We start from the raw sequence: 13705 nt of genomic DNA, 5'->3' as shown, positions 1-13705 counted from the left end.
CGCTATCTACAGCAGCTTGACGCGCGGGCGTCGCCGGAAGCGTCGCGCGGTTTAGTGCGAGATCCGCGGCCGCAGTCTGTAGGCGCCATGATCGAAGCTCTCGAAGATCACCGCCGTTTGCGGGTGACCCACGGGCTCGCCGGTCTCGTCGGCCAGCAGGTTCTGCTCGGAAACATAGGCGACATAGGTGTTGTCGTCGTTCTCGGCGAGAAGGTGGTAGAACGGCTGGTCCTTGGTCGGCCGGATGTCCTCGGGGATGGAGTTCCACCATTCCTCGGTGTTGGCGAACACGGGATCGACGTCGAACACCACGCCCCGGAAGGGGAAGATGCGGTGCTTGACCACTTGGCCGATCGCGAATTTGGCGAGTCTCGAATTCATGCCCGGCAATCTACATCGAGTCTTCTGACTAGAAGCTGAACGTAGAGTTCCGTGACCGGATAACAAGGCGAGGCCTTTCAGCGCGGGAATCTGGCCGCTATGCTCGCTCTCGAAGTGAGGCGGTTCGGCATGAATCGCCTGCGAGACAAGGTGGAAAGACCATGTCGGAGGCGCCGAGCGCGCCCGGCGCGCCGCAGCCTTCGGGCTCTGGCCGGCGCCGGCCGTCAGGCGAGCAGTCGTGCTATGCGGCGCTCGACCTGGGTACGAACAACTGCCGCCTGCTGGTGGCGACTCCTTCACCGCGCGGCTTTCGCGTGGTCGAGGCCTATTCCCGGATCGTGCGGCTGGGCGAGGGACTGTCCCAGACGGGCCAGCTCTCGGACGAGGCCATGGACCGCTCGATGGCGGCCCTGAAGGTCTGCGCCGAGAAGATCCGCCGCCGCAAGGTGGTGCGCGTCAAGGCCGTGGCCACCCAGGCCTGCCGGGGCGCGGCCAATGGTCCCGACTTCGTCCGCCGCGTCGCCGAGGAGACCGGCCTGCGGCTGCAGATCATCACGCCCAAGGAAGAGGCGCAGCTGTCGGTGGCCGGCTGCATGAGCCTGTTCGATCGCGAGGCCGAGGCGGCCCTGGTGGTCGATGTCGGCGGCGGCTCGACCGAGCTGTCCTGGGTGGACCTGAAGGCCGGCGGCCTGGACAGCAAGCCCCGGCAGTTCGCGACCTGGAAGCTGCCGATCAAGGCCTGGCTGTCGATCCCGATCGGCGTGGTCACCCTGGCCGAGCGCTTTCCCGAAGGCGAGCGGGTGGAGGAGGGCTGGTTCCGGGCGATGGTCGATGCGGTCAAGGCGCGGATCGAGGCCTTTCCGCACGCGGAGTCGATGCGCCGCCTGTTCGAGGACGATCGGGCCCACATGGTCGGCACCTCCGGCGCGATCACCAGCCTGGCCGGCCTGCATCTCGGACTGCCGCGCTACGACCGCAACATCGTCGACGGCCTGTGGATGCAGCGCCACGAGTGCGAGGCGGCGGCCGATCGGCTGCTGACCCTGACCGCCAAGGAGCGGGCTCTCGAGCCCTGCATCGGGGCCGATCGGGCCGATCTGGTGCTGGCCGGAGCGGCGATCTTGCAGGCGGTTCAAGAGCTTTGGCCGTGTTCTCGCGTGCGTGTCGCCGATCGGGGGCTTAGAGAGGGTCTTCTGATGTCCCTGATGTCCGATCAGCAGAAGAAGCCGCGCCGGCGTCGGCGAGGCGGCTCTGGTCGGTCGTCCCGGCCCGCAACGGTGAACGCATGAACGACGAACCTCCCCGCAAACGCATGGTCAAGCCGCCGGCCGGCGGCAACGAGAGCGGCCGCACCAAGCCGGCGCGCCTGAAGACCGCCTTCGGCCGCACGCCTTCGCAGCAGGCCTGGCTGGAGCGGCAGATCAACGACCCGTTCTCGGCCAAGGCCCGCGCCTTGGGCTATCGCAGCCGCGCGGCCTTCAAGATCAGCGAGATCGACGACAAGTACCGGTTCTTCAAGAAGGGCGCGAAGATCATTGACCTGGGCTGTGCGCCGGGCGGCTGGCTGCAGATGGCGACCGAGCGCGGCGTGACCGACATCGTCGGCGTCGACCTGCTCCCCGTCGACCCGGTGGCGCCCGCCCATATCCTGGAGATGGACTTCACCGACCCGAGCTGTCCGCCGAAGATGCTGGACCTGCTGGGCGGCGCGCCGGACCTGGTGATGTCGGACATGGCCCCCAACACGGTCGGCCACCGCGAAACGGACCACCTGCGGATCGTCGGCCTGATCGAGATCGGCGCGGAGTTCGCCATTGAGGTGCTCAAGCCCGGCGGGGCCTTCGTCGCGAAAGCCTTCCAGGGCGGGGAGACGGCCGAGGTGATCGCCCGGCTCAAGAAGCACTTCACCAAGGTGGTCCACTTCAAGCCCAAGGCCAGCCGCAGCGACAGCTCCGAGGTCTTCCTGGTGGCGACGGGGTTCAAGGGGCGGTAGCGGCGTGATCGGTTTGCTCGCGACCCTGGCGCTTTTCACGCCTCAGGCCATAGACTTGGATTGCGTGATAACGGCAAAGGCCGCGACACCTCTGTTGCGATACCAGGATCACCCGTCGGGCGTTTGGCGGGGTCGGCCGGCGCCGGTTAAACTCGACAGCGCCTTCTCCAGGCTGTTTCGCACCCAGTTGACGAAAGGGGCGGCGCGCGGTCCGAACTTCGCCGGCCATTTGACGGTCGTGACCTGGGGAKGCGGCTCAAGCTGCGTGGAGTGGGCAGTCGTGGATGCGCGTACGGGAAGCGTGACCCGGCTCACCGGAATGGACGTAGTGGCGACGCTGCATGTCGGTGATGGCCTCGCCGGAGTAGACTATCGGCTCGACAGCGATCTGCTGATTGTTTCCGGCGCACCACAGGAAGACCTAGGTCGCGAAGGCGTTTACGCCTTGCTGTGGCGCAACGGGGCTTTCGAGAAGGCCGGTTACCTGCCGCGCGCCAAGTCCTGCGAAAAGCTCCCGCCTGTCTAGGCGACTTCGGTCCGAACTCGTCGTTCGGCCCTTCCATCCCCATTTAAGCCGCCAAGCGGGTCGACACGGACGGCCTGCGTAGGTATACGCGGCTCGCAAAATGGAGACTCCAATGGAGATTCGCGAAGGGCTCACCTTCGACGACGTTTTGCTCGAACCCGGTCCGTCAGACGTCATGCCCACCCAGGTGACGACCGAGACTAAGTTCACGCGTGAAATCAGTCTGAACATCCCGCTCGTGTCCGCCGCCATGGACACGGTCACCGAAAGCCGCCTCGCCATCGCCATGGCCCAGGCCGGCGGCATGGGCATCCTGCACCGCAACATGACGGTGGACGAACAGGCCGACCACGTGCGCGAAGTGAAGCGCTACGAAAGCGGCATGGTCATCAACCCGCTGACCATCAATCCGGAAACCACCCTGGCCGAGATCCGCGAGATCAAGGCCCGCCGCAAGATCTCGGGCTTCCCCGTGGTCGAGGCCAGGAGCGGCAAGCTGGTCGGCATCCTGACCAACCGCGACATGCGCTTCGAGGGCGACGACAAGGTTCCGGCGTCGGCGCTAATGACCCGCGACAACCTGATCACGGTCTCGGAAGGCATCGATCACCGCGAGGCGCGCGAGCTGCTGCGCAAGCACAAGATCGAACGCCTGATCGTCGTCGACGACGCCTATCGCGCCGTCGGCCTGATCACGGTCAAGGACATCGAGAAGGCCCAGGCCCACCCCCTGGCGGCCAAGGACGACAAGGGCCGGCTGCTGGTCGGCGCCGCTTCGACGGTCGGCGACGCCGGCTTCGAGCGCTCGATGGGCCTGGTGGAGGCCGGTGTCGACGTCGTCGTCATCGACACCGCCCACGGCCACTCCAGCCAGGTCGCCCAGGCGGTCAGCCGCCTGAAGCGCGAAGCCAATCGCGTGCAGATCGTGGCCGGCAACATCGCCACCTACGACGCCGCCCGCGCCTTGATCGACGCCGGCGCCGACGCGGTGAAGGTCGGCATCGGTCCGGGCAGCATCTGCACCACCCGCATCGTCGCGGGCGTGGGCGTGCCGCAACTGACCGCCATCGCCGAAGCCGTCCGCGCGGCCCGCGAAAGCGGCGTTCCGGTGATCGCCGACGGCGGCATCAAGTACTCGGGCGACCTGGCCAAGGCCATCGCGGCCGGGGCCTCCACCGCCATGATGGGCTCGATGTTCGCCGGCACCGAAGAGGCGCCGGGCGAGGTGTTCCTGTATCAGGGCCGCTCGTACAAGAGCTATCGCGGCATGGGCTCGGTGGGCGCCATGGGGGCCGGCTCGGCCGACCGCTACTTCCAGAAGGACATTACCGACAGCTTCAAGCTGGTGCCGGAAGGCATTGAAGGGCAAACGCCTTTCAAGGGTCCGATCGCTCCGGTGCTGCACCAGTTGGTCGGCGGTTTGCGGGCGGCCATGGGCTATGTCGGCGCGCCGAACATTCTGGAACTGCAGAAACGGGCCCGCTTCGTGCGGATCACCGGCGCCGGCCTGCGTGAAAGCCACGTCCACGACGTGATGATCACCCGGGAAGCGCCGAACTATCCGAGCGCGGTCTAGCGCCGTGCGGATGGCCCTGGAACTTCAACTTCTGGCCGCGGCCGTGATCATCGGTCTCGTCCACCTGCTCTGGGCGGCCGCGGCCGCCCAGCCGCAGCGTGGTCTGAAGTGGAACGTCGGGTCTCGCGATACGCCGGTGGTGCTGACGGGAATGGCGGGGCGTCTCGAACGCGCCTCCGCCAATTTCCGCGAGACCTTCCCGCTCTTCGCCGCCGCCGTTCTGGTCGCCTATCTGGGCGGCCGGCTCGGCATGCTCTCGGCCCATGGCGCGGTGCTCTATGTCGGGGCGCGGGCCCTCTATATCTTTCTCTATGCCTTCGGCGTGCCGGTCATCCGGTCGCTGGTCTGGCTGGCCTCCCTGATCGGCATCGGCCTGATCCTGGCGGCCTTGGTGATCTGAAAGCAAAAATGCGCGACGGCGGCAGACTAGCAGCGGCGATCGAGGTTCTCACCGAGATCGAGACGCGTCATTTCCCCGTACGGATGGCGCTGAAGCGCTGGGGCGAGAGCGCTCGCTACGCGGGCTCCAAGGACCGCGCCTTCGTGTCGGGCCTGGCGCTGGACGCGCTGCGCCGCAAACGCTCGCTGGGCTGGATGATGGGCGACGACAGCCCGCGCGGCGTGGTGCTCGGCGTGCTGGCCCAGGATTGGAAGTGGTCGATCGACCGCATCGCCGAAGCGACCGGCGAGGAGCACGGCCCCGGCGCCCTRACCGACGCGGAGCGGGAGCGCATCGCATCGCCCCGACCGCTGACCGATGCGCCGACCCCGGTGGCCGGCGACTACGCCGACTGGCTGCAGCCGCATCTGGCCCGCGCCCTGGGCGCCGATCATGGGGCCGAGATGGCCGCCCTGGCCGAACGCGCGCCGGTCGACCTGCGCATCAATCTGCTGAAGACCGACGTCGAGCGCGGCGCCAAGGCCGTGGCCCTGATCGGGGCCGAGCCCGCCGGTGTCCTCGACACCGCTTTCCGCATTCCCGCGCCGGGCGCCGCAGACCGCACGCCCTCGGTCGAGGCCGTACCGGCCTTCTCCAAGGGCTGGTTCGAGGTCCAGGACCTGGGCTCGCAGATCGCCTCCGCCCTGGCCGGTCCGATCAAGGGCAAGCAGGTGCTCGACTTCTGCGCCGGGGGCGGGGGCAAGACCCTCGCGCTGGCCGCCGCCATGGGCAACAGCGGCCAGATCTACGCCCACGACAGCGACGCCCGCCGTCTGGCCGACACGATCCGTCGCAGCCAGAGGGCAGGGGTCCGCAACCTGCAGATCCGCTCGCCGATCGAAGGCGAACCGCTGAAGGGACTGGAAGGCAAGCTGGACCTGGTGTTCGTCGATGCCCCGTGCACCGGCTCTGGCACCTGGCGCCGCCACCCCGACGCCAAGTGGCGCCTCTCGCCCGACCAGTTGGCCAAGCGCCAGATCGAGCAAGACGCGGTGCTGGCCGACGCCGCCGACTTCGTGAAGCCGGGCGGTCGCCTGATCTATGTCACCTGCTCTCTGCTGGCCGAGGAGAACGAGGACCGCGTGGCGGCTTTCGTCGAGCGCCATCCGGGGTTCTCGGTCAAGCCGATCACCCTGGCGGGCGTCGAACAGCATCTGACGCCGGAAGGCTATCTGCGTCTGACCCCCCAACGCGCCGGGACCGACGGCTTCTTCGCCGCCGTGATCGAGCGCGGGTCCTACGCGCCGTAAGAGCCCGCCCGACCGCCTCGCGGTCGGAACAAAAGGGCTCGCCAGAATAAAGATTGCTCCCGACAGGGAGACCGAAACGAACCGACACGCTGGAGAGCCTCTGCCCATGACCGCCGAAACCCATCACCAGCGCGTTCTGATCGTCGATTTCGGCAGCCAGGTGACCCAGTTGATCGCGCGCCGGGTGCGTGAAGCCGGCGTCTATTGCGAGATCCATCCGTTCGACAAGGCCGAGGCCATGGTCGACGCCTACGCCCCCAGCGCCATCATCCTGTCGGGCGGTCCGGCCAGCGTGCTGGAGGCCGACAGCCCCCGCATCGGGACCAAGCTGTTCGACCTGGGCGTGCCCATGCTGTGCGTCTGCTACGGCGAGCAACTGCTGTGCGACGTGCTGGGCGGCAAGGTCGAGGGCGGCCACGCCGGCGAGTTCGGTCGCGCCGAGCTGACCATCGGCAAGCAGAGCCCCCTGTTTGACGGCCTGGCCGGCGTCGGCGAGCTGGAAACCGTCTGGATGAGCCACGGCGACCGCGTCACCGCCATCCCCGAAGGCTTCGAGGTGATCGCCACCTCGACCGGCGCCCCGTTCGCCGCCATCGCCAACGACGCCCGCAAGATCTACGGCGTGCAGTTCCACCCCGAGGTCGTGCACACGGTCAACGGCTCGAAGATCTACCGCAACTTCCTGTTCAACATCGCCGGCCTGACCGGCGACTGGACCATGGCCTCGTTCCGCCAGGAGATGGTCCAGAAGATCCGCACCCAAGTGGGCGCCGGCAAGGTGATCTGCGGCCTGTCGGGCGGCGTCGACAGCTCGGTGGCCGCCGTCCTGATCCACGAGGCGATCGGCGCCCAGCTGACCTGCGTGTTCGTCGACACCGGCCTGCTGCGCAAGAACGAGGCCGACCAGGTCGTCACCCTGTTCCGCGACCACTACAACATCCCGCTGATCCACGTGGACGCCGGTGACGAGTTCCTGGGCGCCTTGGCCGACGTCAGCGATCCGGAGACCAAGCGCAAGATCATCGGCGGCAAGTTCATCGACATCTTCGACCGCGAGGCCGCCAAGATCGACGGCGCCGACTTCCTGGCCCAGGGCACGCTCTATCCCGACGTGGTCGAGAGCGTCTCGGCGCGCGGCGGCCCCTCGGCCGTGATCAAGAGCCACCACAATGTCGGCGGCCTGCCCGACTTCATGAAGCTGAAGCTGGTCGAGCCGCTGCGCGAGCTGTTCAAGGACGAGGTTCGCGCCCTGGGCGTCGAGCTGGGCCTGGCCCCGGCCTTCGTCGGCCGCCACCCGTTCCCCGGCCCGGGCCTGGCCATCCGCATCCCCGGCGACATCACGCCCGAGAAGGTCAAGGTTCTGCAGGACGCCGACGCCATTTACCTCGAAGAAATCCGCAACGCCGGCCTTTACGACAAGATCTGGCAGGCCTTCGCCGTGCTCCTGCCCGTCAAGACGGTCGGGGTGATGGGCGACGCCCGCACCTACGAGAACGTCCTGGCCCTGCGCGCGGTGACCTCGACCGACGGCATGACCGCCGACTTCTTCGAATTCCCCTGGGACGTCCTGGGCAAGACCGCCACCCGGATCATCAACGAGGTCCGCGGCGTCAACCGCGTGGTCTACGACGTGACGTCCAAGCCGCCCGGTACGATCGAATGGGAGTGAGGGCGATCTAACACCGCACTCGCCGGCTCCAACTCGCGCAGGGCGTCGATCACTAGGGGCGGCGATAGGCCAGGAATCCGGCGCATGACCTGGCTGGCCGGCTGCGTGTTCCGCTGCCGCTTCCGCCACAACCCGACACCTGAATGCCTGCTCGTCGAGGCGCTAGTCAGACGTCTTCGGTAGGAACGGCGCCAGGGCCTCGACCAGAACGCCGGGCTGGGCGCTGGTGAACGAGATGTGGCCGTTCACGAATTCTAGGCGCAGGCGCATGCCCGCCAGGCCCACGCCGGTGGTCGGCGAAGCACCCTCCGGAAGGCCGACGCCGTAGTCGCGGATCGACAACAGCACCATCTCGCCGGCCTGTCGCAGGCCGATCAAGGCACGAGGGCTGCCGGAGTGCCGGTGGACATTGGCCAGAGCTTCTTGGGCGACGCGATACAACGCCACCTCGGTCGGCCGGGCCATTTTCGGGAAGTCGTCGGCGATGTCGATCTGCAGCGCCAGCCCGGTGCGGCGTGCGAAACCTTCCGCCATCTGCCGGGTGGCCGGGCCGAGCCCCATCTCTTCCAGGGCCGGCGGATGCAGCACATAGGACAGGCTGCGAATCTCGTCCAAGGCGTGAGCAAGCAAGGCCACGACCTCGACCCGAACCTTTTCGGCGCGGCCCTCGACCTTCATGGCGCCCAGCATCAGCTTGGCGCCGGTCAGGTACTGGGCGGTGCCGTCATGCAATTCGCGCGCGATGCGTCGTCGCTCGTCGTCCTCGGCGTGAAGCAGGGCGGCGGTGGCCCGGCCCAGGGCGGCCTGGGCGTGGCGCTGAACAGTGATGTCCTCGTGCGACAGGATCACCAGGTTGCGATCATCGCGAGAAATTCGCGTCGCGGTCATCCTGACCCAGATCGGACCATTGGCGAGGATGACCTGGTATTCGTAACGGAGAGGCCCGGGCTCGCCCGCCAGCATATCTCGCAGACCCTGCCTGGCCTCCTCTGCGCCAGGCGCGTTCAGACTTTCACAGAACGAGATGTAGTTGAGTCCTAGCCCATAGTCCTCCAACGGAAGTTCATGGAATTCAGCGAACTGCATCCAGGCGTCATTCACCGCGATGATTTCGCCCTCATCGTTGAGGATCGCCACATTCGCCGCGACAGTATCGAGTATGGATTCGTGCAGGCTGAATGCGGACCATTCGCTCATCTCGTGAGCCGTGTGCATTTCGGTATTTAGCCCTATGTTTTGATCGTTAGTCTCACGTGGATCGCGGTGAGGAATTCACGCGATGAGGCGCACAATGAGAACTTTCATACGCTAACGCCGCGCGCCGGAAGTTTCGAACTGAAATCTCGAACGCGGCGGTGATGTGTACTGAACACCCGTCGTGAAATGCGAGTTGGAGATCTCTGGTTCCTAAACGTGCAGGTCGAGCGTCCCCCCGGTGGCGCCCCTTGGTCAGGGGCGGTTTTGTCGAGAGTCGGGGCGCGAAACTAGGGTTCGAGGCCGTTATAGACCGTCGAGCCTGGACCGCCCGGCTGGCGCAACACCTGCTGGCGCAGCCTGGGGTCGAAGCTGATGTGCACGCAGCGGCTCTTTTCGTAGATCAGTTGGTCGAACTTCAAGCCGCTGTCTCGAATGCACTTGGACGCCTCGAGATCGCTGAGGCCGTCGACATGGAAATCGGCGGCGTGGCCCAGCGCATGGGCCGAAGCGAGCACGCCGCCGACCGCGGCGTTAACCTGCGGATTGCGATAGGCGCTGGTGATTTCGATCGGCCGGTTGAACAGCGCCCGGACGCCCTCCATGCGCTCGGCCAGGCGCTTGAGATTTTCCAAATGCGGCGGCGTCGGGTCGTTCTTGACGCCCATCGACAGCGCCTTGCTGGAGATGATGAATTCCTCGAGCAAGAAATGCGCGCTGAGTTTCATGGCCGCCCCTCCTGATGTCGCGGAAGGTTAGCGCCTAAACGACACAATCCAAGCGGGAATTTTCGAGACGAGGGCCTATTGGATATGCCCGTAATGACGCGCGACATAGGTCGCGAAATAGATCAGAGCGCCCGCGGCGAAGACGGTGTGGAAGCGCAGGTTGCGGATGAAGCAGCCCGCCAGGCAGAGGCCGACCATCAGCGCGATCCGGATGGGATATTCGCGGCCGAGGCTCAGGAAGTGCGGCATCCCCTTCAGCAGGGTGTCCAGGACGTCCATCGAGAGGCTTACGATCAACAGGCCGAAGAACCAGGCCCGCCGCGACATGAAGTAGTCGCCATAGCCGTCATATTCGCTGATCTCGGTGGGAAAGATCACGCTGCACAGCAGGAAGATCATCGCCGCTTCCGAGATCAGGAAGAGGTAGGTCTCGAAAGTCAGGGTCCGCAGCTCGTGCAGCTGGAACTGCCACCACCAGAAGGCGGTGATCGAGACCATCATGTAGACGACCCAGCACAGGTGGGGCCACCACAGGTGCTCCTTCTTCGGGTGCTGGATCAGCCCGGCGACCCCATTCAGGAGGCGCGCGAGGCTTAGGCCCATGATGATGCTGATCATCGTGCGGGCGTGTACCAGGAGATCGTGACTAGGAGGAGCGACCTGCATTCCCCGAGATGACCACTCGGCGCGGTTGTGCGCTAGTCCTCTCCGTGCCGTGGCGCTGTTCCCGGAATCTCGTCAGGATGGCCCCGTGTCCGACCAGTTCTCCCTATTCGATGCGCCGCCGATCACCGACCGGCTGTTCTTCGCGATCTTTCCGGATCCCGCGACGACCGCCGCCATCGCCCGGCAGGCCGACGTCTTGCGGGCGGCGCAGGGGCTGAGCGGCAGGCCGCTGGCGCCCGAGCGGTTTCACATCACCCTGCATCACCTGGGCGACCACGCCGGCTTGCGGCGCGACATCGTGTCGATGGCCAGCGAGGCGGCCGAGGCGATCACGACGCCGCCGTTCGAGGTCGCGTTCGATCGCGCGGCCAGTTTTCACAACGGCGGCAACAATCCGTTCGTCCTGCAGGGCGGCGAGGGCCTGGACGCCTTGAAGACCTTCCAGCGCGACCTGGGACTGGCGATGGCGCGGACCGGTCTGGGCAAGCTGGTGGACAAGAGTTTCACGCCGCACGTGACGATGCTCTACGACAAGCGGCTGGTCGCCGAGCAGGCCATTACGCCCATCAGATGGACCGTCAGCGGCTTCACCTTGATCCACAGCCTGCTGGGCCGGACCGAGCACATACCGCTGGCGCGCTGGACGTTGCGCTGAAGGCATACCGATTTTTCGATCAAGCTGAACCAATCGCCGCGTCGCGCATTGTCTAGCTGTATCCCCCCTTGATTTGAACTGACCCCGGAGCCGTCAAGCTCCGGGGTTTTTTGTTGTTTCAAACGATCGCGGCCGGCCTCAACAGGGTCGCGACATTGCCCAGGGCCTCGCGCAGCAGCGACGCCTTGGCCGGGCCGCCCAACGAGACACGGAGTCCGGCGGGATGACCAGGCGACGTGGCGAAGGCGTCGGCGGTGACCAGCGCCAGGCCGCGCGCGGCGGCCAGCGCGCGCAGTCCGCCCGCGTCGAGACCGGCCGGCAGGTCCAACCAGACGTGAAGACTCTCGGCGTCACCCCGCGCGGCGGGGAGGATTTCGGCGGCGATAGCGCGACGCGCGCGAGCCTCCAGCCGCACGCCGGTCAGGATGCGTTCGGCGGTTCCGTCGCGGATCCAACGAACGGCGATGGCGGTCGTCAGAGGAGACCCCATCAGGACCGTGGCGTGCAGGCCGTTAGCGACCTGCTGGGCCATCGCTGCGGACGGGGCCGCCAGGAAGGCGGTGCGCAGGCCCGGCGACAGGGTCTTCGACATTGTGGCGATATGGAAGGTCCCTTCCGGCGCCAGAGAGGCCAGGGCTGGCAGGGGAGTGTCGAACAGCCGGCTGTAGGGATCGTCCTCGATCAGCCAGGTCCCGCTCTCGCCGACGATGGCCGCGATCTCGCGGCGCCGGGTCAGGCCCATGGTCGTCGCAACCGGGTTGCGGGTGGACGGGACTAGGTAGACGGCGACCGGGCGTTCCTGGGCGCAAAGCCGGGCGAAGGCTTCAGGCTGGAAGCCTTGGTTGTCGACCGGACAGGCGATCAGGCGCAGGCCCAGGCGCTCGGCCAGGCTGATGATCCCGGGATAGGTCAGCGGCTCGACCACGACGCCTGCGCCGGGCTTGGTGATCGTCGTGAGAACGGCGGTCAGGGCTGATTGCGCGCCGGGACACACCGCGATCCGCTCGGAGCGGATCTCGCCGAGCACCGGCGCCAGCCAGGCCGCGCCGGCCGCGCGTTGGCCCGGCGTCCCCGGGCCGGCGTGATAGGCCATCAAGGTCGCCACGTCGGTGCGGTCGAGGATCGCGGCGGTCGTGTCCTTGAGCAGGGCGGCCAGCGACACGCCTTGCGGGGGCGGCGGCAGGTTCATGCTCAGATCGATCAGGCCGGCTTCGTCATCGACGGCGCGGCGGCGCACGAAGGTGCCGCGTCCCACCGCGCCCTCGATCAGGCCGCGTGTCCGGGCGGCGCCGTAGGCGCGAGTGACCGTGGTGAAGTCGATGCCCAACTGGTCGGCCACGGCGCGCTGGGGCGGCAATTGATCGCCCGGCTGCAATTCGCCTTCGCGCACGGCCGTTTCAAGAGCCTCGAGCAGCGCCAGGTAGATCGGCTGGCCGCCGCCCGTGCGGACGTGCCGCAGCCATCCGGTGGTAGGGCGATCCCGGCTCATGGTTGCTTTTCCATCCTGCGATACATACATTCAATGCAGAATGTATGCAACAAGGCGCGCATTGTATGGAACGGCCCCTGCTCACCGACTTTGACAGCCCGACCAGCCTTCAGGCGGGGCTGCAGTGCCGTTGCCCGCGCTGCGGCGAGGGCAAGCTGTTCAGCGGCTTTCTGAGCCTGGCCAAGCGCTGCGATCGTTGCGGGCTGGACTTCAGCTTCGCCGACCCGGCCGACGGTCCGGCCTTCTTCGTCATGACCGGCGTCGGCATCTTGGTGATCGCGGTCTGGGCTTGGGCGGTGATCGTGTGGAGTCCGCCGCTCTGGGTGCAGTTCGCGACCGTCTTTCCGGCTCTGCTGGTCGGGTGCCTGGGCACGTTGCGGCCCGTGAAGGCCTGGCTGGTCGCCGAGCAGTACATCCACAACGCCAGCGAGGGCGGCGCCTCCAGCGTCCAGAAGCGGTAGGGGCGGGGACGCCCACGACGGGGGCGGGGCAGGCGTCCCCTTCGTCGCGCCACCCGGAGGCGACGCGCGATCTTGGGATCACCAGTTGAACAGGGTGCCGTCCTCGAGGCGGTTCACCGGCAAGCTGGCGGGGCGATAGGGAAACTGCGCCGCCAGCTCTTCGTCGATGTCGACGCCGTGGCCAGGCGCTTGCCCCGGATGTAGGTCGCCGTCCTTGAAGGTGTAGGCGTGCGGGAACACCCGGTCGGTGTCCGGCGTGTGGCGCATATATTCCTGGATGCCGAAATTGGGGACCCACAGGTCGAAGTGCAGGGCCGCGCCCATGCAGACCGGCGACAGGTCGGTGGCGCCATGGAAGCCCGTGCGAACGTTGTTGATCTCGGCCAGGCCGGCGATACGCTTGAGGTGCGAGATCCCGCCGGCGTGGACGATGGTCGTGCGGATATAGTCGATCAGCTGTTCGTCGATCAGCTGCTTGCAGTCCCAGATCGAGCTGAACACCTCGCCCACGGCCAGCGGCGTGGTGGTGTGCTGGCGGATCAGGCGGAAGCTGGCCTGGTTCTCGGCGGGGGTGACGTCCTCCAGCCAGAACGGGCGGTAGGGCTCCAGATCCTTGCCCAGGCGTCCGGCCTCTATCGGGGTCAGGCGGTGATGGCTGTCGTGCAGCAGGTGCACCTC

Annotated in this window: 15 protein-coding genes; 9 read left to right on the top strand and 6 right to left on the bottom strand. The window is 66.9% G+C overall.

What is annotated here, in order from left to right; all coding sequences use genetic code 11:
• Positions 1 to 51 precede the first annotated feature (51 nt).
• Complete coding sequence (gene hspQ, locus AC1DZ6_RS06290; RefSeq protein WP_477096338.1) at positions 52 to 381, bottom strand: heat shock protein HspQ; 330 nt, start codon at positions 379 to 381, stop codon at positions 52 to 54.
• A gap of 161 nt (positions 382 to 542) precedes the next feature.
• On the opposite strand from hspQ, the gene AC1DZ6_RS06285 reads away from it, so the two are divergent.
• The 7 genes from AC1DZ6_RS06285 (at position 543) to guaA (ending at position 7834) form a co-directional block, all read left to right on the top strand.
• The gene (locus AC1DZ6_RS06285) at positions 543 to 1670 is read left to right on the top strand and encodes a Ppx/GppA phosphatase family protein (protein WP_477096337.1); all 1128 of its coding nucleotides are present in this window, start codon (positions 543 to 545) and stop codon (positions 1668 to 1670) included.
• Positions 1667 to 2374, top strand: a complete 708-nt coding sequence (locus AC1DZ6_RS06280; protein WP_477096336.1) for an RlmE family RNA methyltransferase — start codon at positions 1667 to 1669, stop codon at positions 2372 to 2374. Before AC1DZ6_RS06285 ends, AC1DZ6_RS06280 begins: the two co-directional genes overlap by 4 nt.
• Before the next feature lie 4 nt (positions 2375 to 2378).
• Positions 2379 to 2900 carry a hypothetical protein gene (locus AC1DZ6_RS06275; RefSeq protein ID WP_477096335.1) on the top strand — a complete coding sequence of 174 codons (522 nt, stop codon included), beginning with the start codon at positions 2379 to 2381 and terminating at the stop codon, positions 2898 to 2900.
• 112 nt (positions 2901 to 3012) lie between these two features.
• Positions 3013 to 4476 carry an IMP dehydrogenase gene (gene guaB, locus AC1DZ6_RS06270; protein WP_477096334.1) on the top strand — a complete coding sequence of 488 codons (1464 nt, stop codon included), beginning with the start codon at positions 3013 to 3015 and terminating at the stop codon, positions 4474 to 4476.
• A 4-nt stretch (positions 4477 to 4480) separates the two neighbouring features.
• A complete protein-coding gene (locus tag AC1DZ6_RS06265; RefSeq protein ID WP_477096333.1) occupies positions 4481 to 4876 on the top strand; it encodes an MAPEG family protein in 396 nt (131 codons plus the stop codon).
• An 8-nt stretch (positions 4877 to 4884) separates the two neighbouring features.
• The gene (locus AC1DZ6_RS06260; RefSeq protein WP_477096332.1) at positions 4885 to 6165 is read left to right on the top strand and encodes an RsmB/NOP family class I SAM-dependent RNA methyltransferase; all 1281 of its coding nucleotides are present in this window, start codon (positions 4885 to 4887) and stop codon (positions 6163 to 6165) included.
• A 106-nt stretch (positions 6166 to 6271) separates the two neighbouring features.
• Positions 6272 to 7834: a glutamine-hydrolyzing GMP synthase gene (gene guaA, locus AC1DZ6_RS06255; protein ID WP_477096331.1), complete on the top strand. Its 1563-nt coding sequence runs from the start codon at positions 6272 to 6274 to the stop codon at positions 7832 to 7834.
• A gap of 162 nt (positions 7835 to 7996) precedes the next feature.
• Here guaA and AC1DZ6_RS06250 read toward each other — a convergent pair whose 3' ends face one another.
• From AC1DZ6_RS06250 to AC1DZ6_RS06240, 3 genes are all read right to left on the bottom strand, one after another.
• Positions 7997 to 9031 (bottom strand): PAS domain-containing sensor histidine kinase, encoded by a 1035-nt coding sequence (locus tag AC1DZ6_RS06250; RefSeq protein ID WP_477096330.1) that lies wholly within the window; start codon positions 9029 to 9031, stop codon positions 7997 to 7999.
• Between the two features lie 287 nt (positions 9032 to 9318).
• Entirely contained in the window at positions 9319 to 9756 is a 438-nt protein-coding gene (locus tag AC1DZ6_RS06245) for a D-Ala-D-Ala carboxypeptidase family metallohydrolase (protein ID WP_477096329.1), read from the bottom strand.
• Positions 9757 to 9831: 75 nt separating this feature from the next.
• Entirely contained in the window at positions 9832 to 10374 is a 543-nt protein-coding gene (locus AC1DZ6_RS06240) for a hypothetical protein (RefSeq protein ID WP_477096328.1), read from the bottom strand.
• Between the two features lie 133 nt (positions 10375 to 10507).
• Here AC1DZ6_RS06240 and AC1DZ6_RS06235 point away from each other — a divergent pair, with 133 nt between their 5' ends.
• Complete coding sequence (locus AC1DZ6_RS06235) at positions 10508 to 11077, top strand: 2'-5' RNA ligase family protein (RefSeq protein ID WP_477096327.1); 570 nt, start codon at positions 10508 to 10510, stop codon at positions 11075 to 11077.
• A gap of 118 nt (positions 11078 to 11195) precedes the next feature.
• Here AC1DZ6_RS06235 and AC1DZ6_RS06230 read toward each other — a convergent pair whose 3' ends face one another.
• Positions 11196 to 12566, bottom strand: a complete 1371-nt coding sequence (locus AC1DZ6_RS06230) for an aminotransferase-like domain-containing protein (protein WP_477096326.1) — start codon at positions 12564 to 12566, stop codon at positions 11196 to 11198.
• Between the two features lie 65 nt (positions 12567 to 12631).
• Between AC1DZ6_RS06230 and AC1DZ6_RS06225 the strand changes: the two genes are divergently transcribed.
• Complete coding sequence (locus AC1DZ6_RS06225) at positions 12632 to 13027, top strand: DUF983 domain-containing protein (RefSeq protein WP_477096325.1); 396 nt, start codon at positions 12632 to 12634, stop codon at positions 13025 to 13027.
• 78 nt (positions 13028 to 13105) lie between these two features.
• On the opposite strand, the gene AC1DZ6_RS06220 is transcribed toward AC1DZ6_RS06225, so the two are convergent.
• Positions 13106 to 13705, bottom strand: a 600-nt coding sequence (locus AC1DZ6_RS06220; RefSeq protein WP_477096324.1) for an enolase C-terminal domain-like protein, incomplete at its 5' end; no start/stop codon positions are given.

The organism is Caulobacter sp. P1_B12_2 (assembly GCF_056406675.1).
This window is presented reverse-complemented; position numbering and strand designations above follow the sequence as displayed.

What these genes read in the sequence shown, in the direction of transcription:
- hspQ (WP_477096338.1), bottom strand. Translation starts at nt 381, where the DNA reads ATGAATTCGAGACTCGCCAAATTCGCGATCGGCCAAGTGGTCAAGCAC.
- AC1DZ6_RS06285 (WP_477096337.1), top strand. Translation starts at nt 543, where the DNA reads ATGTCGGAGGCGCCGAGCGCGCCCGGCGCGCCGCAGCCTTCGGGCTCT.
- AC1DZ6_RS06280 (WP_477096336.1), top strand. Translation starts at nt 1,667, where the DNA reads ATGAACGACGAACCTCCCCGCAAACGCATGGTCAAGCCGCCGGCCGGC.
- guaB (WP_477096334.1), top strand. Translation starts at nt 3,013, where the DNA reads ATGGAGATTCGCGAAGGGCTCACCTTCGACGACGTTTTGCTCGAACCC.
- guaA (WP_477096331.1), top strand. Translation starts at nt 6,272, where the DNA reads ATGACCGCCGAAACCCATCACCAGCGCGTTCTGATCGTCGATTTCGGC.
- AC1DZ6_RS06250 (WP_477096330.1), bottom strand. Translation starts at nt 9,031, where the DNA reads ATGAGCGAATGGTCCGCATTCAGCCTGCACGAATCCATACTCGATACT.
- AC1DZ6_RS06245 (WP_477096329.1), bottom strand. Translation starts at nt 9,756, where the DNA reads ATGAAACTCAGCGCGCATTTCTTGCTCGAGGAATTCATCATCTCCAGC.
- AC1DZ6_RS06240 (WP_477096328.1), bottom strand. Translation starts at nt 10,374, where the DNA reads ATGATCAGCATCATCATGGGCCTAAGCCTCGCGCGCCTCCTGAATGGG.
- AC1DZ6_RS06230 (WP_477096326.1), bottom strand. Translation starts at nt 12,566, where the DNA reads ATGAGCCGGGATCGCCCTACCACCGGATGGCTGCGGCACGTCCGCACG.
- AC1DZ6_RS06225 (WP_477096325.1), top strand. Translation starts at nt 12,632, where the DNA reads ATGGAACGGCCCCTGCTCACCGACTTTGACAGCCCGACCAGCCTTCAG.